Source organism: Pseudomonas sp. A39, from assembly GCF_058145955.1.
Genome location: NZ_JBYVMD010000002.1, coordinates 75,197 through 96,438, shown reverse-complemented (window position 1 = coordinate 96,438; position 21,242 = coordinate 75,197). Strand labels below are relative to the sequence as shown.

Sequence of the window (21,242 nt, the reverse complement as noted above, 5' to 3'; positions counted from 1 at the left end):
TCGTACTCGCCCTTAACAAAACCATGACATTCACTGGATTAATCTTGCTGGTTCTATCCAGTCTGGAATCCATAACTGCATGCCGCACACCGATACACTGCCCGCCGTACTGGCCGGCCCACTGCTGCGACGCCTCGAACCTCGGCGCCTGGTTATGTGGTTGGTGGGAAGTCGAACACTGGCGTTGACGCTGAAGCTGCACCTGCCCGCGCAGACGGTGGAGATAAACCTCGACCCGTGCCAGGTCATCCCCGTGGGGCGCCATGCCTTTATCCACCTGATCGATGTGCCGTTGAGCGATGCCCTGCCCCTCGACGTGGTCATCAGCTACGACCTGTTGTTCGACAACACCGGCATCGCCGACTGGGCACCGCACCTGCTGTACGCCGACGCCCAACTGCCCAGTTTCGTTTTGCACAGCCGTATCCATCAGTTGGTGCACGGCTCCTGCCGCAAACCCCATCACAGCGCAGACGAAGGCCTGCTGTGCGTCGACCGCCTGCTGGCCGACGCCCGTACCCCGGCCGACCGCCCCGCCCTGCTGATGATGAGTGGCGACCAAGTCTACGCCGACGATGTCGCCGGCCCGATGCTACGGGCGATACATGCGTTGATCACACGCTTGGGCCTCTTCGACGAATACCTGGAGGGCGCCGTGGTGGATGACAGCGCCAGCCTCTATGGGCATCGCGCCAGTTATTACCATCGCGCCGACTTGCTGCCCGCACTGGACAGCAACGAAACCCTGCGCGAGCGGTTTTTTGGTGGCGTGAAAAAACCGATCTTCACCAGCAGCACCGCCGACAATCACCTGGTGACCTTCGCTGAAGTCATCGCGATGTACTTGCTGGTGTGGTCGCCCACGCCCTGGACGCTGATCGCACCGCAAACGCCGCAACTGAACACAGAAGAACAGCAGCGCTATGCCCGCGAACAGGTGCAGGTCGATACATTCCGCGACGGCCTGCCGGGCGTTGCGCGGGTCTTCGCCCACCTGTCCACCTTGATGATCTTTGACGATCACGACATCACCGACGACTGGAACCTCAGCGCACAGTGGGAAGAAACCGCCTACGGTCACCCGTTCTCCAAACGCATCATCGGCAACGCCCTGCTGGCCTATCTGCTGTGCCAGGGTTGGGGCAACCAGCCGGATGTGTTTGACGGGCTGATAAAGCAAAGCCAGGCGCTCACCCTCCAGCCCCAGGCCAACCACCTGGATGCCGCCGCGCAGGATGAATTGCTCGAAGCGCTGCTCATGTTCCAGCACTGGCACTACGTACTGCCCACCACCCCTGCGCTGGTGGTGCTCGACACCCGCACCCGCCGCTGGCGCAGCGAGTTCACCTTCAAGCAACCTTCCGGCCTGCTCGACTGGGAAGCCTTGAGCGAACTGCAACAGGAACTGCTCGACCACCCTTCAGCCATCATCGTCTCGCCCGCGCCGATCTTTGGCGTCAAGTTGATCGAGACAGTGCAGAAAATCTTCAGCTGGTGCGGCCACCCCTTGCTGGTGGACGCAGAAAACTGGATGGCCCATCGCGGCGCAGCCCAGGTGATCCTCAATATATTCCGCCATTCGCGAACGCCGGGTAACTACGTGATCCTGTCAGGTGACGTGCATTACTCGTTCGTCTACGAAGTGCTGATCCGTCATCGCAACGCCGGCCCCCGGATCTGGCAGATCACCAGCAGCGGCATCAAGAACGAATTCCCTCCACGCTTGCTGGAATGGTTCGACCGCCTCAACCGCTGGCTCTACTCGCCGCGCTCGCCCCTCAACTGGTTCACCCGCCGACGCACCATGCAGGTGGTGCCGCATATTCCGGAACATGCCGAAGCGGGCGAACGATTATGGAATTCGGCGGGGATTGGCCAGGTGTTTTTCAACCAACAAGGCCAGCCTGAAGCGATTTACCAGCACAACGCGGATGGCAATGCGCCGACGAGGATGGTGGCGCCGAAGTAACCCTTCCCACAGATATGAAAGCACGTTCACACCAAGCGTGTGGAAATTTCACAAGCATCTGTTTTAGTTGAATTTATTTGAAAAAATTCAACCCCGTCTTCATTCAAAAAAAATGCCAGGCTCTGACCTCTCCTCGCGATAAGCCTTATCAATCGCCGATGGTCAAATGAACCTTTTTTGGTACAATCTCCAGTGAACGACCTACATTTCGTGCTGAACGTTGTTTTCTATCGAACCGATGCGGGTAACGAGCCGGTACGCGAATGGTTAATGGAGCTACCTAGGGAAGCCAGAAAACTCATAGGTATCGACATCAAATCCGTCCAGATCGGATGGCCGCAGGGAATGCCTCTGGTTCGAAAGCTGGAGCACCGGCTTTGGGAGGTCAGAACCGATCTTGGGAGGCATATCGCACGGGTGATTTTTACGCTGGTTGACGGTGAGATCGTGCTGCTGCACGGCTTCATTAAAAAGAGCCAGAAAACGCCTGTGGTAGAGCTGGATACCGCGCGGCGTCGTAAAAACAAGCTATGAGGAAAACCACATGAACAAACATATCGGTTCCAACTTCGACGATTTTCTCAACGACGACGGGCTCATTGAGGAAGTATCCGCCGGAGCGTTGAAACGTGTTATCGCCTGGCAGTTGGCTGAAGCGATGAAGGCGCAGAAAATCAGCAAAAAAGCGCTGGCTGAACGTATGCATACCAGCCGCACCGCCGTAGATCGCGCACTCGATCAGAACGATGCAGGCATGACCTTGGCCACTCTGGCAAGTGCAGCACGGGCACTGGGCCAACGGGTAGAAGTTCGGCTTGTACCTGATTCAGACGCAAGGCCCTCGATAAACTGAAACACTGCGTGACCCTTGGATATCGCGAAACACATCTACAAAAATGCAGAAATAGCCAAAAGCCATCAACCTTTAGCCTTACATCTGCCCTATTCAAAGCATCCAAGCCCCGTTGTACAGTAGCGCCAGCCACGGAGTATCGGCGTCAACAATGGCAGGCCTTGACGGCTGCCCACGCAAGGAATGCGCAGATGGACGATACCTCCGACAACACTCCGTTGAGGCAAGATTTCTCTCACTTCAACGCCGACATGCTGCACACCGTTCTGGAGTTGGTCAGCGATGGAATCTGGGATTGGAACGCCAATACCGGGTTCGTCTACCGCAACCCAGGGTGGTACGAAATGCTCGGCTATCCCCGCCATGCGCTGGAGAACAGCGTGTTCACCTGGGAAAACGTGATTCACCCGGAGGACTATCCTCAGGTGATGAAGCTGTTTGACGACTACATTCACCGTCGGGCGCCCCACTATCAAGCCGAGTACCGTTGCCGCAAAAAAGATGGCAGCTACCTGTGGATCGAAGACCGGGGCTACGTGATTGCCCGTAATGCTGACGGCTCCGTGGCGCGCATGGTGGGCGCCCACCGCGATATTCATCTCAGAAAATGTTCCGTCGAACAGTTGGAACGACGCAATCAATCCCTCGAAGCGCTGGTGGCAGAACGCACGCACGAACTGTCGCGGGTCAATCAGCAGTTGCAACTTCAGTTGGACGAGAACCGCTCAATGGCCGAGCGGGATGCACTGACCCTCGTCGCCAATCGCTATCGCCTGGAAAAAGTGCTGCTGGAAGAATGTGACCGTGCCCAGCGCTTTCGCCTGCCGCTTTCAATGATTGCGATGGATATCGATGATTTCAAGCCGATCAATGACCGATACGGTCATGGCGTGGGCGACCAGACGCTGGTACGGGTGGTGGAATGCCTGGAACACGCTATTCGCCCCGATGACCTGCTGGCCCGCTGGGGTGGCGATGAGTTTGTGCTGGTCCTGCCAAAGACCTCGCTGGAGGTTGCAACGGCATTGGCAGAGCGCATTCGGCAAACGTTGAAGAACCTCCCGAGTGGTGACTTCAAGGTCACCCTGAGCCTGGGCGTGGCCCAGCGAAAAACGCATGAAGCCCCCGCCGCCCTGATGATGCGCGCCGACCAGGCGCTGTATCGCGCAAAGGCTGCGGGAAAGGACGGGGTGTCGGAGTAACACCCCGCAAGGCTATCGAACCGGCGGCGCGTACTGGATGCCGCCGTTGTTCCACAGCGCATTGAGCCCGCGCTTGATCTTCAGCACGCTGCCCTGGCCGATATTGCGCTCGAACACTTCGCCGTAGTTGCCCACTTGCTTGACGATCTGCACCACCCAGTCCTTGCGCAGTTTCAGGTCTTTACCGTATTCGCCGTCGGCACCCAGCAAGCGTGCAATGTCAGGGTTCTTGGTGGTCTTGGCCTGCTCTTCGACGTTCTGCGAGGTGATGCCCATTTCCTCGGCATTGAGCATGGCGAACAGGGTCCACTTGACGATGCTGAACCACTCGTCATCGCCTTTACGCACCAGCGGCCCCAACGGCTCCTTGGAGATCACTTCCGGCAGCACCACGAACTCGTCCGGGTGGGCCATCTTGATGCGCTGGGCGTACAGGCCCGACTGGTCGGTGGTCAGCACGTCACACCGCCCGGCCTCCAGGCCCTTGGCGCTTTCGTCGGCCGTGTCGAAGGTGATCGGCGTGTACTTCATGCCATTGGTACGGAAGTAATCGGAGACATTGAGTTCGGTGGTGGTACCCGCCTGGATGCACACCGTCGCGCCGTCCAATTGCTTGGCACCGGTGACGCCCAACTTGTTGTTCACCAGAAAGCCGATGCCGTCGTAGTAAGTCACACCGGTAAACACCAGGCCCATGCCCGAGTCACGGGAGCTGGTCCACGTGGTGTTGCGTGAGATCACGTCGATCTCACCGGACTGCAGCGCGGTGAAGCGCTCCTTGGCGGTCAACTGGGTAAACTTCACTTTCGATGCATCGCCGAAGACCGCCGCCGCCACCGCGTGGCACACGTCCACATCGATGCCAGTCATCTTGCCATTGCTGTCCGGTACGCCGAAGCCCGGCAGCCCGTCACTGACGCCGCATTGGATGAAGCCTTTTTTCTGGATGGCGTCCAAGGTCACGCCCGCCTGAGCGGTGCTCGCCAGGCCAAGGGCCGCGGTGGCGCCGATCGCGGCCAACGTCGTTTTGAATGGGTTCATGCAAGGCTCTCCCTGTCATTCCTTATTATTCGGCGCCCCACAGCCCGCGCCGGTTTATAGTGCTGCCGGGCAGTATCAACGGCTTATACCACTGCCACAAACGACCTTTAGGCAAAGGCTCCTTCCGATTTGGAATGAACTGCATGATTTCAAAACGCTTGACCCCTTCGATGACGGCCCTGCAGTGCTTCGAAGCCGCCGCCCGCCATTTAAGCTTCACCCGCGCCGCCGAAGAGCTGCACCTGACCCAGAGTGCCGTGAGCAAGCAGGTGGCGCAGTTGGAGGAGATGCTCTGCCACAACTTGTTCGAACGGGTGCGCCAGCGCTTGTACCTGTCGCCGGCGGGGTCGCTGTACCTCGCCGAAGTGCACAAGATCCTGACCCAGGTGGACATCTCCAGCCGCTATATCCTCACCTACGGCGGCGAAACCGAAGTGCTGCGCATCGCCACCCAACCGACCTTCGGCGACCGTTGGCTGGTGCCCAAGCTCAAGGATTTTGCGGCGAAACATCCGAAAATTCACTTGGATGTGCGCAACGAGCTGGAGCCTTTTGACGTGTTGCAGGCCAAGGCCGATATCGCGTTTTTCTTCGGCCAGGGCTCATGGCCGGGGGCGACTTGCATCGAGTTGTTCCGTGAGGCGGTGGTGCCGGTGTGTGCACCGGGTTTTGTCCCCGAGGGCAGCGATGCTTCGTCGCGCCACACCTTGCTGCAATGCACCTCGCGCCCGGAGGCCTGGCACGAATGGTTCCTGGAACAGGGCCTGCATTCGCAGAACAGCTACCACGGGCCGCGTTTCGACACGTTCTACATGTGCATTCGCGCGGCGCAATCGGGTTATGGCGTGGCGTTGGTGCCGCAGTACCTGGTGGCCGAAGAACTGGCCCAGGGCAGCCTGATGATTCCGTGGGACTACGCGATGCCCAGCAGCGGCGCGCACTTTATTGCGCATGCCGAACATGCCGGTGAGATTCCCAAGGTGAACGCTTTCCTGAACTGGATGGTGGAATACACCCAAGCACATCCCGACTTTTAATAATGACCCGGCGATTTTATTTCGTTTGCGACAAGGGCGGGCACCCGGCTTAGATAAAAACAAACCTGTCACTGCCGAGTCCCCGATTCATGAGCCGCGAAACCATCAGCCAGTCGATTTCCATCGTTCACCCCATCAGCCTCAGCCACGGTAAAAACGCCGAGGTCTGGGACACTTCGGGCAAACGCTATATCGATTTTGTCGGCGGTATCGGCGTGCTCAACCTCGGCCATTGTCACCCTGGCGTGGTCGAGGCAATTCGTGAACAGGCGACCCGGCTGACCCATTACGCGTTCAACGCCGCGCCTCACACGCCCTACCTCGAGCTGATGGATCGCCTGACGGCGTTCATCCCGGTGGACTACGCGGTCAGCGGCATGCTCACCAACAGCGGCGCGGAAGCGGCGGAAAACGCGCTGAAGATTGTGCGCGGCGCCACCGGCCGTACGGCGGTGATCGCCTTTGACGGCGCCTTCCATGGCCGCACCCTGGCCACGCTCAACCTCAACGGCAAGGTGGCGCCCTACAAACAAAAGGTCGGTGTACTGCCGGGCCCGGTGTATCACCTGCCCTACCCCAGCGCCGACAACGACGTGACCTGCGCCGAAGCGCTGAAGGCCATGGACCGTTTGTTCAGCGTGGAAATCGACGTCAACGACGTAGCGTGTTTCATCATCGAGCCGGTGCAGGGCGAAGGGGGTTTCCTTGCGCTGGGCATCGAGTTCGCCCAGGCCCTGCGGCGCTTTTGCGATGCGCACGACATCCTGCTGATTGCCGATGAAATCCAGTCGGGTTTTGGTCGTACCGGCCTGCGTTTCGCGTTCTCGCGCCTGGGTATCGAACCGGACTTGATCCTGTTGGGTAAAAGCATCGCGGGCGGTGTGCCGCTGGGCGCAGTCGTCGGACGCAAGGCGCTGATGGACAACCTGCCCAAAGGCGGCCTGGGCGGAACGTATTCCGGCAACCCCATCGCCTGTGCGGCGGCCTTGGCCACGCTGGATGCAATGACCGATGAGCACCTGAAAACCTGGGGTTCACAACAGGAAGAGGCCATCGTCCGCCGTTATGAAACCTGGCGCGCACAGGGCCTGACGCCCTACCTCGGCCGGCTCACCGGCGTCGGCGCCATGCGCGGTATCGAGCTGGCCAACGCCGATGGCACCCCAGCGCCAAAACAGCTGGCTCAATTATTGAGCCTGGCGCGGGACGCCGGGTTGCTGCTGATGCCCAGCGGCAAGGCGCGGCACATCATCCGTTTGCTGGCCCCGCTGACCATCGAGTCCGCGGTGCTGGAGGAAGGCCTGGATATCCTCGAGGCCTGCTTCAAGCAGTTGGACTCGTAACGCGCATCCACGGGTTGGCCTGTCCTTGACCTTGCCGGGGACGTCCGGGCTCGCTTGCCCCGAGAAATACGCCGCCACGTCCACCGCACCCTGGCTGGGTGCAGGTCAGTGGTCGCTTTTATAGGTTCATCAGGCCAGTATGTTTCAACGGGTTTAGCGAAAAGGGCCGTTGATAGGGGTCAGGACGAATCGATGACAACAACTTGCACTTGACCGTTGATAAGATGCCGTTTGATGACATGTACGTATTTCTGTACGTTTCAACCATCGATCGAGGACGCCATCATGGAAACCATCAACTCCACCAATGCCCGCGCCCATCTTTCCGAAACGATGGATCGGGTTAACGAAGACCACGTACCACTGCTGGTAACACGGCAAAAAGGTGAGCCGGTGGTGATGATTTCGTTGTCAGAGTTCAATGCGCTTGAAGAGACGGCCTATCTGCTGCGCTCGCCTAAAAATGCCGAACGCCTCATCAACTCAGTCAACAGCCTGCAAGCTGGCAAAGCCAAGCCAAGGCGGTTGATTGAAGAATGAACATACCCTTTACCCCTGAGGGCTGGGACGACTACCTCTGGTTTCAACAAAACGATAAGGCCGGGCTCAAGCGTATCAATTTGCTGATCAAGGCCATCCAGAGAGATCCGTTTGATGGGGTTGGAAAACCTGAACCCCTCAAGCACAACCTGAGTGGTTTCGGGTCGCGGCGGATTACAGCAGAGCATCGTCTCGTATATGGAATAGAAGACAATGAGGTACAGATTCTGATGTGCCGCTATCACTACTAACAACCTGCTCAGACCGATCTGAAATTGCCCAATGCAGCGCAAGGAAGCATTCGATGCTTGATATCCTCCAAGGCACGCCCGTTTGGGTTTACGCCATCTACCTGTGGGTCTGCTACTACGGCATCAAGGCCTGCCTGGGCGGCCGCGAGAATCGTCGCTCGCTGGTGATCTTGCCGGTGGTGCTGGTGGTGTGGTCGCTGATGTCGCTGGCGCCTTCAATCTTGTCGAGCGGCGCCTGGGGCGGCGGCGCGGCTCTGGGCAGCCTGGTGGGCATGCTGCTGTTCAATGCGCAAGGCGCCCGGCTGGATGCCAATGGCGAAACCCTGGTGTTGCCAGGCACCTGGAAGACCCTGCTGATCTCACAGTTGTTCTTTGCGGTGAAGTATTACTTCGGCTACCAACAGGCGGTACATCCGTTGCTGCTCAGCACGCCGTCGATGCTGATGACGCTGGGCGGCGTATCGGGCTTTACCGTGGGCCTGTTTTGCGGACGGGCAATCCGGTTGCAACGGACGCTGACGGCATTGCGTCGGGACAAGGGCATTGTGCTGCCTTGACCTGATCCCCCTGCGCGCTGAAAATGCGCGACGCTTTTTTGTCCTCGTTTACTGAAGTAGTGAAATTTCAATGTCCGATTCTTACACCGAAAAATCCGCCCCCGAAGAATCCGTACTCGCCTTGCAGTCCAAAGCCGAGTACGAAAACGCCATCAATCTTTCACAGCATGTGCCGGCCGCCAAGATCATCAGCGAGATGGTGCTGGACGCTTTCCACACTTCCAAGGAAAGCGACCAGATCCGCGAGCTGCGCGTGGCGATCCGCCAGGCCCATGACGCCTTCGACGACGACAAGGCCTATGACCTGATGGGCCAGCTCAAGCAACTCAAGGATGCAGAAGCCGCGGACAACGCCGCCCTGGAAAACCTGAGCAGCCAGTTTTCCATCAGTCGCATCCTGTCCAGCTTCAAGGACGACCCCGAGTTTCAGGAGTTGGTCTACGGTTTGGCGTTGAAGGTGCTGAACCAGAGCCACCAGGCCATCAGCAACCCGAGCGCCGGCAAGAGCAAGGCGTCACGGCCCAAGAAAGAAGCCGAGGTGTTTGTGATCAGCAAGGATGGCATCAGTGTCACCCTACCGTTGCGCACGCCGCGCTCGAAGCTGAACGTTGACCGTGAGGCGTTCGAGTTTTTGGGCTTCAGCTTTGTGGGTGAAGGCGATGAAGCGGAGCTGGAGGTGGAGAGCTTTGTGGATAACGCCGGCGCCGAGCAGCCGTTGAGCCGCAAGAGCGTGATCACTGCGTTGCAGCAGCAGACGGCGTTTGAGGGGTACAGCATCGCGCAGCAGTAACTGACACCATGGAGTAACTGTGGGAGCCCCCTCCCACAGCTTGAATTGTGTCAGTTGATCGGTTCGATCTGCGCCGCAAACACTTCGCGAAACCGCTCCATCTCCCGCTTGTTCCCTACTGTCACCCGCACCCACTGCGGCCAGTCTTTCCACACCCGTCCGATCAGCACGCCTTGCGCGGCCAGTTTCTCGATCACCTGCGCCGCCGGCTGTTTCACGTCGATCATGAAACAGTTCGCCTGGGAGGCCGTGCAGGTGAACCCACGCCCTTTCAGCCAGGCTACCGTCTCGTCGCGCAGTTGGTTATTGAGCGCCTTGCGTTGCGGCAGCAGTTTCACATCTTCAAGGCTGGCGAGGCCGCCAAGCAGGGTACAGCCCGCCGGGACGTTGTCGCCGCCAAACACGGCCAGCCGCTCCAACAGCGCCGGGTGGCCGATCGCCAAGCCCAGGCGGGCGCCGGCCATGCCATAGATTTTCGAGAAGGTGCGCAGCACCAGCAGGTCGTCGTGGTCCTTGACCCAACTGACGACGCTGGGCACGTCGGCGAAGTCGATATAGGCCTCGTCCACCACCAGCACGCTGCCTTTGGGTTTATCCGCCAAGGCTTGGCGGATGGCGTCGATGGGGGTCACGGTGCCTGTGGGGTTGTTGGGGTTGCACAGGTAGAGCATCCCGGCCTGTGGATCGGCGGCGAGCATGGCCGGGATGTCGTGGGCGTGGTCGGCGTTCAGGCTGACCTCCTTCACCGGCGCCCTGCTCGACTCGGCGGCCTGACGCGGCACTTCGTAAGACGGCGTGGGCATTACCAGGCCGCGGGTTTCGCTGGTGAATGCCAGCACGGCATAACGCAACGCGGCCATCGAGCCTGCGAAAACGGCCACTTGCTCCTCGGCAATGCCTTGCTGCTGGGCAAACAACCCGGCCAGGGCGTACATGTGTTTGTAGGGATAACGCCCGGACGTGGCGATCCCTTGCTGCATTGCGTCACGGGCGGCGCGTGAGGGCCCGTAGGGGCTTTCGTTGTAGTTGAGCAGCACCTTGTCAGTCTTGGTCGGCGGTGGGCTGGCAACGGCCCAATCCAGGCGCCCCAGCAGTGGCAGGGCTGCGCCCAGGGCGAGAAGGGACCGGCGACTGACGGTGACCATAGGGCTACTCCTTGTAAAGACGTCCTTGTAGACGGGTGATGGATTCGCACAACTCGTACAGAGGGGTATGACGAGATAAACCTCCGCAGATTTAAACCCGCGCCCAAGAAAAAGCCCCGCGCTTCTCTCGAAGGCGGGGCTTTTTCACTGCGAGGCCACTCAGTGAGCGTAGGTCAGCAACAGCTCTTTCGGCACTTGGAAATCCAGGGACATCATCACGCTGAGCGCGGTGATGGTGAAGATCGAGAACACGAACAGCTTGCGGGCCCAGACGGTGTCGTCCACCGCCTTGTAGCCGGTCCAGGCCATGTACAACCAGTACATGCCCATGGCCGCCGCGACGGCGAGGTAGCTCATGCCGGCGTAGCCACTGAAGGTCAACATCAAGGTCGCCACGAGGAAGGCCAGGATGTACAGCAGGATGTGTTTCTTGGCGACCTGGATGCCACGCTTGACCGGCAATACCGGAATCGACGCAGCCAGGTAGTCGTTGAAACGGAAGATCGCGATGGCGTAGGAATGCGGCATCTGCCACAGGCTGAACATCACCAGCAGCACCAGCGCAGCCATGTCGAAGCTATTGGTCACAGCCACATAACCAATCACCGGCGGCATCGCCCCCGACAGACTGCCCACCAGCGTGCCGTGAACCGACTTGCGCTTGAGGTACAGGCTGTAGAGGCCGACGTAGATGACAAAGCCGATCACGGCAAACAACGCCGCCAACGGATTGGCCACCTTGTACAACAACACCACGCCGGCGACACCCAGGACGGTCGCGAAGATCAGTGCCAGCTTCAGGGAGATCAAGCCCTGAACCAGCACGCGATTCTTGGTGCGCTCCATCTTGATGTCGATGTCGCGGTCGATGCAGTTGTTGAATACACAACCGGAAGCTACCACCAGGGACGTACCGATCATCGCAGCCAGGAAGATGGCCAGATCGACATGTCCCTGGGAGGCCAGGAAGAAACCGCCCGCCACAGAAAGCACGTTACCGAAAATGATCCCCGGTTTGGTGATTTGGATAAAGTGCTTAAGCGACATCGGGTCTTACCTCACTTCGCCATCATGAACGTATGGATGCTGAACATGATCCATATCGACAGGCCAACCAGCAGCAGGATTACTAAGCCTGCGAAGACGAACGCAATCACGTTATCGCGCTGCTCTTTAGAGCGGTCCAAGTGCAGGAAGTACACCAGGTGAACCAGCACCTGAATCACCGCGAACGCCAAGACGATCATCAAGGTGATCGACTTCGGCAGGGTCGGGTACATCACCAGACCGAACGGGATGAGCGTCAGGATTACCGACAGGATGAAGCCGATAGCGTAAGACTTAACGCTGCCGTGGCTCGCATCATGGCTGTCATGGTCATGGGAGTGTGCATTAGCCATTACAGAGTCCCCATCAGGTAAACAACGGTGAAGACGCAGATCCAGACCACGTCCAGGAAGTGCCAGAACAGGCTCAGGCAGCTCAGGCGAGTCTTGTTGGTGTTGGTCAGGCCGTGTTTATTGACCTGATACATCATCACCGCCATCCACAGCAGGCCGGCCGTTACGTGCAGACCGTGGGTGCCGACCAGCGTGAAGAACGCCGACAGGAAACCGGAACGGTGCGGGCCGTAGCCTTCGGAGATCAGCAGGTGGAACTCGTTGATCTCCATGCCGATGAAGCCCAGGCCGAACAGGAAGGTCAGTGCCAACCAGCTCAGTACGCCTTTTTTGTTGCCCTTGTAGAAGGCCAACATGGCGAAGCCGTAGGTGATCGAACTGAACAACAGCAAGGCAGTTTCGCCGAGCACGTAAGGCAGTTCGAAGATGTCGTGGCCCGACGGGCCACCCGCTACGTTGTTTACCAGTACCGCGTACACCGCGAAGATCGACGCAAACAAGATGCAGTCGGTCATCAGGTAGAGCCAGAAACCGAAAACGGTCATCGGCCCCGAGTCGTGGTGATGGTCATCGTGCCCATGGTCATCGACATGGGCGTGTCCAGCATTGGTCACTAAGTTCGACATGGTTTAAGCCTGTTCCAACGAGGTTTCTACACGGTTGGCCGGGATTTTCTTCTCGGCGACCAGGCGAGCGTGTTGCTCGGCTTCGATGCGTTCGATCGTTTCGACCGGCACCATGTAGCCTTGATCATCACGTGCAGCGTGGACGATGAAGTAACCGATGGTGCCCACCAGGCCCACGATTGCCAGCCACCAGATGTGCCAGATCATCGCGAAACCGAACACGGTCAACAGCGCACCCATCACCACGCCGGTGGCGGTGTTGTTTGGCATGTGGATCGGTTCGTAGTGCTTAGGACGCTGGTACGCAGTACCGTCTTCCTTGGCTTCGGTGAACGCATCAATGGTGTTCGCAGTCGGGATCACGGCGAAGTTGTAGAACGGTGGTGGCGACGAGGTCGACCATTCCAGGGTGTGGCCATTCCATGGGTCGCCAGAGTCGCAAGCGTTCTGCTTACGGTCACGGATGCTCACGTACAGCTGGATCAACTGGCAGGCGATACCCACAGCGATCATGATTGCACCGAACATGGCGACGTACAGGTACGGCACCCACTCAGGGTTGGTGGTGGCGTTCAGACGACGGGTCATGCCCATGAAGCCCAGTGCATAGAGCGGCATGAACGCGACGAAGAAGCCCGAGATCCAGAACCAGAATGCAGCCTTGCCCCAGCCTTCGTGCAGCTTGAAGCCGAACGCTTTCGGGAAGTAGAAGCTGAAACCAGCGATGTAACCGAATACAGCACCACCGATGATCACGTTGTGGAAGTGAGCGATCACGAACAGGCTGTTGTGCAGGACGAAGTCAGCACCCGGGATGGCCAGCAGTACGCCGGTCATGCCGCCGATGGCGAAGGTCACCATGAAGCCCAGGGTCCACAGGACCTGGCTGGTCATGCGCAGACGGCCGTGGTAGATGGTGAACAGCCAGTTGAATAGCTTCACCCCCGTCGGGATGGAAATCAGCATCGTCGCCAGGCCGAAGAAGGCGTTGACGCTGGCCCCCGAACCCATGGTGAAGAAGTGGTGCAGCCACACCATGAAGCCCAGTACGGAGATTGCGCCCGATGCGTAAACCATCGAGTGGTGACCGAACAGGCGCTTGCCGGTAAAGGTCGAGATCACTTCGGAGAAGATACCGAACGCTGGCAGGATCAGGATGTACACCTCAGGGTGACCCCATGCCCAGAACAGGTTCACGTACATCATTGGATTGCCACCAAGTTCGTTGGTGAAAATGTGGAAATCCAGGTAACGGTCAAGCGACAGCAGCGCCATGGTAGCGGCCAGGATCGGGAACGAAGCCACGATCAGGACGTTGGCCCAGGTGCAGGTCCAGGTGAAGATCGGCATGTCCATCAGTTTCATGCCAGGGGCGCGCATTTTCAGGACGGTGGCCAGGAAGTTGACCCCCGTCAGTGTCGTCCCGAGTCCTGATAACTGTAGCGCCCAGATGTAGTAGTCCACACCCACGCCAGGGCTGTATTGCAGGCCCGACAATGGCGGATACGCAACCCAACCGGTCTTGGCGAATTCGCCGACACCCAGGGATACGTTGATCAGCACAACGCCGGAAACCAGCAGCCAGAAGCTCAGGGAGTTCAGGAACGGGTAGGCAACGTCACGGGCGCCAATCTGCAGCGGCAAGGCAAGGTTCATCAGGCCGGTGAAGAATGGCATCGCCATGAAGATGATCATGATCACACCGTGGGCGGTGAAGATCTGGTCATAGTGTTCAGGTGGCAGGTAGCCAGGCGAACCCTCGGTGGCCATGGCCAACTGGGTACGCATCATGATGGCGTCGGCAAAACCACGCAGCAGCATGACCATGGCCACGATGACGTACATGACACCGATTTTCTTGTGGTCGACCGACGTCAACCACTCGGTCCACAGGTAGGTCCACTTCTTGAAATAAGTGATTGCTGCAAACAGTGCCAGACCACCCAGCGCGATCATGGCGATGGTAATCATCACAATCGGCTCGTGGAACGGGACCGCATCCCAACTTAATTTACCAAACATCGTTTACTCCTCTGCCCCAGCAGTTGAATGCGAGCCCGTGTCAGAACCTTCAACCGCGGCCACTTCTTTCTTCTCGTGCTTGACCGGCTTGCCTGGTTTCATGCCTTCGTACTTGTCGACGATTTTCTGAAACAGGTTCGGCTCATACGTGGAGTACAGGGCGACTGGGTTGTTCTGGCTTGGTTTGGTCAGGGCGTCGTATTCAGCTTGATCAAGCTGTTTAGGTGCGGCCTTGACTTCGGCTACCCAGGCGTTGAAATCTTCCTGGCTCGTCGAGATGGCTTTGAATTTCATGCCGGTGAAGCCAGCGCCGCTGTAGTTCGCGGAGATGCCTTCCATTTCAGCTTTTTCGTTGGCGATCAGGTGCAGTCGGGTCTGCATGCCTGCCATCGCGTAGATCTGACCGCCCAGGGCAGGGATGAAGAACGAGTTCATCACGGCGTCGGAGGTGATCCGGAAATTAAGCGGGGTGTTTTCCGGGAAGCGGATCTGGTTAACGGTGGCGATACCCAGGTCCGGGTAGATGAACAGCCACTTCCAGTCCAGCGCGACCACTTCGATGTTGATCGGCTTGACGTCGGACTCCAGCGGACGGTACGGGTCCAGCTCGTGGGTCGACTTATAGGTGATGTAACCCAAGGCGATGATGATGAGGATCGGAACCAGCCACACCGCGATTTCGATCTTGGTGGAGTGCGACCACTTCGGCGCGTAGGTCGCGTTGGTGTTCGACGCGCGGTATTTCCAGGCGAAGGCGAAGGTCATGATGATCACAGGCACCACGACCAACAGCATCAGCAGGGTGGCGGTGATGATCAGGTTTCGTTGATCCAGACCGATCTGTCCTTTTGGGTCCATCAAGGTCCACTTGCAGCCTCCCAGCATTAACATCATGCCCAGCAGCGGCAAAAAGCCTAGTAATCGGGGGTACCTGTTTTTACTCATCTCACGACCTCTAAAGCAGCTTGCGCAATGCAGTTGGGTTTTGATCGCCAACACTTCACCCTGCCAAGGGTTGGCATTTCTCTTCGATTGAATAAGAGCCTGCCCGTCACGCCATAACTGTACGTTTCACGGACCTGCGGTGAGTTCTTATTCGATTTCGTGGTTAAAGGCCTTGTTACAGACCAATTCCATTTGGTGCGGATAGTTGAAAGGCTGCCGGAACCTTGGGGTCGCACAGAGCCATCCATCTGCCCCTCGACCGCTCCAGTGCTCAAATATTGAACAGCACAGGACATTCAGTGCGGGCGATTGTAGTTAGCTAGCGATGTATAAACCATGTCTTATAAAGAAATAATTTTTATCGATTACAGCAATAATCCTTCACCATTATTGCAACGGTTCGCGATCTTATCGCGTTCAATTCTCAACAAAAACCACAAAAATTGCCGTGTTATAGGGCAATCCGCCACAGCCCTTACAGCGCGTAAGGGCATGCCAAACCGATGCAACCCCCCATAAAACAAGGCATTCGGACATCACCGAATCGCTGGTTCGGCGTGAGGTGCGTGGCATTGGCGCAACCACAAACTGACAGCACATCTTGGCCGCTTGATGCAAATTTAAGCAGCCGTTTGGCCGGTCAGAAACGTCCTGCGGACGCTTCCGTGTGACAACATGTCGCACGCTGCGCGCACCTGAAATTGTCCGGCGTCACGTTCTGTTCACAAATCCCCACAAGCAAAAACGCCCCGGCCTTCCGTTAAGAAAGACCGGGGCGTTTGGGTGATGGGCTCAGGCTGTGTGCTGGCGATTCCGGTAGATACCCAGCGGTACCAGGATCACCGTCAGCACGAAGGCGACCAATGCCCACTGCGCCAGTGACAGACCGAGTACGGGTGGATAAGGGGTGCTGCAGAAGCCATCAACCTGGAAGCCCAGGGGAAACACCTTGGCCAGGGGCAGGTCATCGACAATCGGTTGCAGCACATCGATGCCGCAGCTCACCTGAGGGAAGAACTGGGTGTACACATGATGGCCGGCGGCGGCCACCCCGCCGAGGGCGCTGAGTATCACCAGGCCTTCAAACAGCGTGAGGGCGCCTTTGGTGCGCATGGCTGCGCCGATGAACGCGAAGATCGCGATCAACAGCAAGGCGTAGCGTTGCAGGATGCACAGCGGGCATGGGGCCTCGCCCAGTACGACCTGCATGTAGAGCGCACCGCCGATCAGCGCCAGGCAGATGATGCCCAGCAACACCAGAAAGCGCCGCTCCCTGCCTAAACGCAATTCGTCACTCATCTCCGTTTCCCTTTGCCTGATTATGGTTGTGGCGTATGGCCGCAAGTTTACACACAGGGAGTGGTTTAAACAGAGGGGGTTAACGGGGGATTAATCATGGGAAATGTTGTGGCGGACCTGTGGCGAGGGCGCTTGCTCCCGTTGGGCTGCGAAGCGGCCCTAAAAAGATGGGAGCGCTGCGCACTGGAGCGCCAGCCCGGTCCAACGGGAGCAAGCTCCCTCGCCACAGGTTATGTGTACCTATTCCAGGGCCGCCGCTGGGCCGAAGAATTCATAGCGGCTTTGTTTTTCGGGGACACCCAAGGCTTTGAGGTGGCGTTTGATCGCGGCCATGAAGCCTTTAGGGCCGAGGAAGTAAGCATCGATGTCGCGCTGCTCGGGCAACCAGGCGGCCAGCTGTTCCTGGCTCAGCAGGCCGACGTTGTCCGCTGCGGGGCTCACACCGTCGTCTTCGGCGTAGCAGTAGTAACGCTTGAGTTGCGGGTGCTGGGCCGCCAGGGCATCCACCCAGTCGCGGAACGCATGCACGGCGCCATTACGTGCGCAGTGGATAAAGTGCACCGGGCGCTCAGTGGCCAAGGCGGCTTCGAGCATCGGCAAGGTCGGCGTGATGCCTACCCCGCCGCTGATCAGCACCAACGGTTTGTCGCTGGCCGCCAGGGTGAACTCGCCCGACGGTGGGAACAGGTCGATGGTCGCCCCGACGTGCAGTTGGTCGTGCAGGTAGTTGGACACCCGCCCACCCGCTTCGCGCTTGACGCTGATGCGGTACTGGCCCGCATCGGTCAGGGCCGACAGCGAATAGTTGCGGCGTACTTCTTCACCCTCCAGCACCAGCTTCATGCCGATGTACTGGCCAGGCGCGGCGGCGAGGACTGGGCCGTTATCCACCGGGGCGAAATAGAAGGAGGTGATTTCAGCACTCTCCTCCACGCGCTTGACCAGCGTGAACGGCCGCGCACCGCGCCAGCCGCCGGGGGCCTGGGCTTTCTCCTCATAGATCGCCGCCTCGGCGCCAATCAGGATATCCGCCAACTGGCCGTAGGCTGCACCCCAGGCATTCATCACCTCGGGGGTCGCGATCTCGCTGCCGAGCACTTCGGAAATGGCGCGCAGCAGGCAGGCGCCGACGATCGGGTAGTGCTCCGGCAGGATCTGCAGCGCCACGTGCTTGTTGATGATCTTGGCCACCAAATCGCCAAGCTGGTCCAACTGGTCGATATGCCGCGCGTACATCAACACGCCGTTGGCCAGGGCGCGAGGTTGGTCACCGCTCGCCTGGTGCGCCTGGTTAAACAGCGGGCGAACCTCCGGGTACTCAGAGAGCATCATGCGGTAGAAATGGGTGATCAGCGCTTCGCCACCGCTTTCCAGCAAGGGCACGGTGGATTTGACGATGGCACGGTCTTGGGCACTAAGCATGGGAGCCTCCTGGGCTTCTTCACTGATTACCCTGACGTACTCAGTATTCGTACCAACTTATAAACCTATATTTTTCAATGAGTTAAATAACTAGTAGTCAATATGACTTCCTACAATCTATAGTCATAAGGACTACAAGGAGTCATTATGACTGCGAAATCACTGCTCACCACCCTGCTGCCCTTGGTCGCCGACCTGTCCCGCGAACTGCCCGAAGGCGAGCGTTACCGCCGCCTGCTGCAAGCCATGCGCGCCCTGCTGCCCTGCGACGCCGCCGCGCTGTTGCGCCTGGACGGCGACTCGCTGGTGCCGCTCGCCGTCGACGGTTTGAGCGCCGATACCCTGGGCCGGCGCTTCAAGGTCAGTGAGCATCCGCGCTTCGCCGTATTGCTGAGCAGCCCCGGCCCCACGCGCTTCGACAGCGACAGCGAATTGCCCGACCCCTACGACGGCCTGGTCGATGGACTGCACGGCCACCTGGAAGTGCACGACTGCATGGGCTGCCCACTGTTTGTCGACGACCATCCCTGGGGCTTGCTGACCCTGGACGCGCTCGACACCGAACGTTTCGAACGCGTTGAGCTGGATGCCCTGCAAGCCTTCGCCAGCCTCGCCGCCGCCACCGTCAACGTCGCCGAGCGCATCGAGCGCCTGGCCCTGCGTGCCGAAGACGAACACCAGCGTGCCGAGATCTACCGCCAGGCCAGCGGCCAGCAGCACAAGGAAATGATCGGGCAGAGCAAAACCCACAAACGCCTGGTGGAGGAAATCAAGTGGGTGGGCGGCAGCGACCTCACCGTGCTGATCACTGGCGAAACCGGCGTGGGCAAGGAACTGGTGGCCCAGGCCATTCACGCCGCCTCACATCGCGCGGACAAACCGCTGATCAGCCTCAACTGCGCCGCCCTGCCGGAAACCCTGGTGGAAAGCGAGCTGTTCGGCCATGTACGCGGCGCCTTTACCGGTGCGCTGAACGAACGCCGGGGCAAGTTCGAGTTGGCCAATGGCGGCACGCTGTTCCTGGATGAAGTGGGCGAGCTGTCGTTGACGGTACAGGCCAAGCTGCTGCGGGTGCTGCAAAGCGGCCAGTTGCAGCGCCTGGGGTCGGACAAGGAGCATCAGGTGGATGTGCGCTTGATCGCCGCCACCAACCGCGACCTCGCTGACGAAGTACGCAACGGCCGCTACCGCGCCGACTTCTACCACCGCCTCAGTGTGTACCCGCTGCAAGTGCCGGCGCTGCGCGAGCGCGGGCGCGATGTGTTGCTGCTGGCCGGTTTCTTCCTTGAACAGAACCGCTCACGCATGGGCCTGGGCAGCCTGCGCCTGACCAGCGATGCCCAGGCGGCGCTGTTGGCCTATAACTGGCCAGGCAACGTACGAGAGCTGGAACATTTGATCGGACGCAGCGCGCTGAAAGCCCTCGGCAACTGTCGCGAGCGTCCGAAGATTCTCAGCCTGAGTGCACAGGACCTCGACCTGCCCGATATCAGCGCGCCGGTGGTCGAAGCGCCGGCCGACACCGGCCTCGCCGTCACCGGCGACCTGCGCCAGGCCACCGAGCAATACCAACGCCAAGTCATCAGCGCCTGCCTGGAACGCCATCAGCACAACTGGGCCAGCGCCGCTCGCGAACTGGGCCTGGACCGCGCCAACCTCGGCCGCATGGCCAAGCGCCTGGGGATGAAATAAAAGGATCCCCCCCCTCTAAATGGGGGCTTGCCTGCGATAGCGGTGAACCAATCAAAGATAAGGCGGCTGACACAACGCCATCGGGGGCAAGCCCCCTCCCACACTAGACTGCCTTCGCTTCGAAAACCGGGCTCGTAACCTTCGGTTTCCTAAACACCAACACATTCCCCACCATCACCAGCACCAACCCCGCCAACGCCGGCGCGGTCCACTGATACCCCTCGGCAAACGCCGACACATTCAACGCCACCACCGGGAACAGCACCGTGCAATACGCAGCACGCTCCGGCCCCATGCGCCCCACCAGCGTCAGGTACGCCGTGAACCCGATCACCGACCCTGGGATCACCAAGTACCACAACGCCGCGACATACCGCGCACTCCAGTCCATCTCGAACGGGATCCCGCGCACCGCGCAATACGTTGCCAGCATCGCCGCGCCATACGCCATGCCCCAGGCATTGGTGGTCAACGGCCTGAGCCCAGCCTTCTGCTGCAGACTCGAGAGCATATTGCCGGCCGAGAAACACATCGTCCCCAACAACGCCAAGCCCAGGCCAAGCAGGGTCTGCGGGCTAGCGGTATGCCCCACCACTTCCGGCCAGAACAACAAGCCCAACCCGGCCAACCCCAGGCCGCCGCCCATCAACACATTACGCGCGACCCGCTGGCCGAAAAACACCCGGGCATTGAGTGCGTTCCACAACGTGGCCGTGGAAAACACCACCGCCACCAGGCCGCTGGGGATCCATTGGCTGGCGGTCAGGAAGCACATGAAGTTAACGCAGAACAGGCACAAGCCCTGGGCGACGCAGATCAGGTGCCCGCGGCGGTTCATCACCTGCAACTTGCGGCTCAGCAGCAACAGCGCAAACAGCACCAGCGCCGCCAGGCCGAAGCGATACACGATGGACACAGGAATCGCCACCACGCCCAGCTGCCATTTGAGGGCAATCCAGGTGGTGCCCCAGATCAGCACGGTGAGTAAGTAGAGGGAAAGGTTCATGACGGGCTCCGGTGATTGAGCCCCAGTGTCACCCTGCCCCCGCGGAAGGGTCTTGCACAATCTTGCGCTTTTGTCGGGCAGCGGGAGCACAGCGCCAGCATC

Annotated in this window: 21 protein-coding genes; 11 read left to right on the top strand and 10 right to left on the bottom strand. The window is 59.3% G+C overall.

Translation table 11 applies throughout. From position 1 onward, the window contains the following. Nucleotides 1-79 precede the first annotated feature (79 nt). From AC3ZU9_RS02050 to AC3ZU9_RS02035, 4 genes are all read left to right on the top strand, one after another. Nucleotides 80-1,969 (top strand): alkaline phosphatase D family protein, encoded by a 1,890-nt coding sequence (locus AC3ZU9_RS02050; RefSeq protein WP_490090252.1) that lies wholly within the window; start codon nt 80-82, stop codon nt 1,967-1,969. Nucleotides 1,970-2,161: 192 nt separating this feature from the next. Continuing rightward, nucleotides 2,162-2,503 (top strand): type II toxin-antitoxin system RelE/ParE family toxin, encoded by a 342-nt coding sequence (locus AC3ZU9_RS02045; RefSeq protein WP_015885801.1) that lies wholly within the window; start codon nt 2,162-2,164, stop codon nt 2,501-2,503. Between the two features lie 10 nt (nt 2,504-2,513). Next, nucleotides 2,514-2,822 carry a helix-turn-helix domain-containing protein gene (locus AC3ZU9_RS02040; RefSeq protein WP_015885802.1) on the top strand — a complete coding sequence of 103 codons (309 nt, stop codon included), beginning with the start codon at nt 2,514-2,516 and terminating at the stop codon, nt 2,820-2,822. A 191-nt stretch (nt 2,823-3,013) separates the two neighbouring features. Further along, nucleotides 3,014-4,024 (top strand): sensor domain-containing diguanylate cyclase, encoded by a 1,011-nt coding sequence (locus tag AC3ZU9_RS02035; protein WP_490090251.1) that lies wholly within the window; start codon nt 3,014-3,016, stop codon nt 4,022-4,024. A 12-nt stretch (nt 4,025-4,036) separates the two neighbouring features. On the opposite strand, the gene AC3ZU9_RS02030 is transcribed toward AC3ZU9_RS02035, so the two are convergent. Beyond that, entirely contained in the window at nt 4,037-5,065 is a 1,029-nt protein-coding gene (locus AC3ZU9_RS02030; protein WP_046035205.1) for an amino acid ABC transporter substrate-binding protein, read from the bottom strand. Nucleotides 5,066-5,208: 143 nt separating this feature from the next. On the opposite strand from AC3ZU9_RS02030, the gene AC3ZU9_RS02025 reads away from it, so the two are divergent. From AC3ZU9_RS02025 to AC3ZU9_RS02000, 6 genes are all read left to right on the top strand, one after another. Continuing rightward, the gene (locus tag AC3ZU9_RS02025; protein WP_490090250.1) at nt 5,209-6,102 is read left to right on the top strand and encodes a LysR substrate-binding domain-containing protein; all 894 of its coding nucleotides are present in this window, start codon (nt 5,209-5,211) and stop codon (nt 6,100-6,102) included. Nucleotides 6,103-6,191: 89 nt separating this feature from the next. After that, nucleotides 6,192-7,445 (top strand): 2-aminoadipate transaminase, encoded by a 1,254-nt coding sequence (locus tag AC3ZU9_RS02020; protein WP_490090249.1) that lies wholly within the window; start codon nt 6,192-6,194, stop codon nt 7,443-7,445. A 285-nt stretch (nt 7,446-7,730) separates the two neighbouring features. Then, complete coding sequence (locus AC3ZU9_RS02015) at nt 7,731-7,985, top strand: type II toxin-antitoxin system Phd/YefM family antitoxin (RefSeq protein WP_490090248.1); 255 nt, start codon at nt 7,731-7,733, stop codon at nt 7,983-7,985. After that, complete coding sequence (locus tag AC3ZU9_RS02010) at nt 7,982-8,236, top strand: Txe/YoeB family addiction module toxin (RefSeq protein ID WP_490090247.1); 255 nt, start codon at nt 7,982-7,984, stop codon at nt 8,234-8,236. The genes AC3ZU9_RS02015 and AC3ZU9_RS02010 overlap by 4 nt, the downstream gene beginning before the upstream one ends. 53 nt (nt 8,237-8,289) lie before the next feature. Further along, the gene (locus AC3ZU9_RS02005; protein ID WP_015885809.1) at nt 8,290-8,793 is read left to right on the top strand and encodes a DUF6622 family protein; all 504 of its coding nucleotides are present in this window, start codon (nt 8,290-8,292) and stop codon (nt 8,791-8,793) included. Nucleotides 8,794-8,863: 70 nt separating this feature from the next. Continuing rightward, nucleotides 8,864-9,583: a hypothetical protein gene (locus AC3ZU9_RS02000; RefSeq protein ID WP_046035200.1), complete on the top strand. Its 720-nt coding sequence runs from the start codon at nt 8,864-8,866 to the stop codon at nt 9,581-9,583. 50 nt (nt 9,584-9,633) lie between these two features. Here the strand turns inward: AC3ZU9_RS02000 and ptaA are convergent, their stop codons facing one another. From ptaA to hmpA, 8 genes are all read right to left on the bottom strand, one after another. Then, nucleotides 9,634-10,728 carry a pyoverdine biosynthesis transaminase PtaA gene (gene ptaA / locus AC3ZU9_RS01995; RefSeq protein WP_102062160.1) on the bottom strand — a complete coding sequence of 365 codons (1,095 nt, stop codon included), beginning with the start codon at nt 10,726-10,728 and terminating at the stop codon, nt 9,634-9,636. A 159-nt stretch (nt 10,729-10,887) separates the two neighbouring features. Continuing rightward, complete coding sequence (cyoE, locus tag AC3ZU9_RS01990) at nt 10,888-11,775, bottom strand: heme o synthase (protein WP_015885812.1); 888 nt, start codon at nt 11,773-11,775, stop codon at nt 10,888-10,890. Between the two features lie 11 nt (nt 11,776-11,786). Then, on the bottom strand, nt 11,787-12,128 hold the full coding sequence (cyoD, locus tag AC3ZU9_RS01985; RefSeq protein ID WP_010206434.1) for a cytochrome o ubiquinol oxidase subunit IV: 342 nt from the start codon (nt 12,126-12,128) through the stop codon (nt 11,787-11,789). Further along, nucleotides 12,128-12,754 carry a cytochrome o ubiquinol oxidase subunit III gene (locus tag AC3ZU9_RS01980; RefSeq protein WP_010206435.1) on the bottom strand — a complete coding sequence of 209 codons (627 nt, stop codon included), beginning with the start codon at nt 12,752-12,754 and terminating at the stop codon, nt 12,128-12,130. Before AC3ZU9_RS01980 ends, cyoD begins: the two co-directional genes overlap by 1 nt. A gap of 3 nt (nt 12,755-12,757) precedes the next feature. Further along, a complete protein-coding gene (cyoB, locus tag AC3ZU9_RS01975) occupies nt 12,758-14,776 on the bottom strand; it encodes a cytochrome o ubiquinol oxidase subunit I (RefSeq protein ID WP_015885813.1) in 2,019 nt (672 codons plus the stop codon). 3 nt (nt 14,777-14,779) lie between these two features. Beyond that, on the bottom strand, nt 14,780-15,721 hold the full coding sequence (cyoA, locus tag AC3ZU9_RS01970; protein WP_043205874.1) for a ubiquinol oxidase subunit II: 942 nt from the start codon (nt 15,719-15,721) through the stop codon (nt 14,780-14,782). Nucleotides 15,722-16,513: 792 nt separating this feature from the next. Continuing rightward, on the bottom strand, nt 16,514-17,020 hold the full coding sequence (locus tag AC3ZU9_RS01965; protein ID WP_015885815.1) for a disulfide bond formation protein B: 507 nt from the start codon (nt 17,018-17,020) through the stop codon (nt 16,514-16,516). Nucleotides 17,021-17,260: 240 nt separating this feature from the next. After that, complete coding sequence (hmpA, locus tag AC3ZU9_RS01960) at nt 17,261-18,442, bottom strand: NO-inducible flavohemoprotein (protein ID WP_064055171.1); 1,182 nt, start codon at nt 18,440-18,442, stop codon at nt 17,261-17,263. A 147-nt stretch (nt 18,443-18,589) separates the two neighbouring features. Between hmpA and norR the strand changes: the two genes are divergently transcribed. Continuing rightward, nucleotides 18,590-20,134, top strand: a complete 1,545-nt coding sequence (gene norR / locus AC3ZU9_RS01955) for a nitric oxide reductase transcriptional regulator NorR (RefSeq protein WP_490090246.1) — start codon at nt 18,590-18,592, stop codon at nt 20,132-20,134. 103 nt (nt 20,135-20,237) lie between these two features. On the opposite strand, the gene AC3ZU9_RS01950 is transcribed toward norR, so the two are convergent. Next, entirely contained in the window at nt 20,238-21,140 is a 903-nt protein-coding gene (locus tag AC3ZU9_RS01950) for a DMT family transporter (protein WP_102062158.1), read from the bottom strand. Between the last annotated feature and the right edge of the window lie 102 nt (nt 21,141-21,242).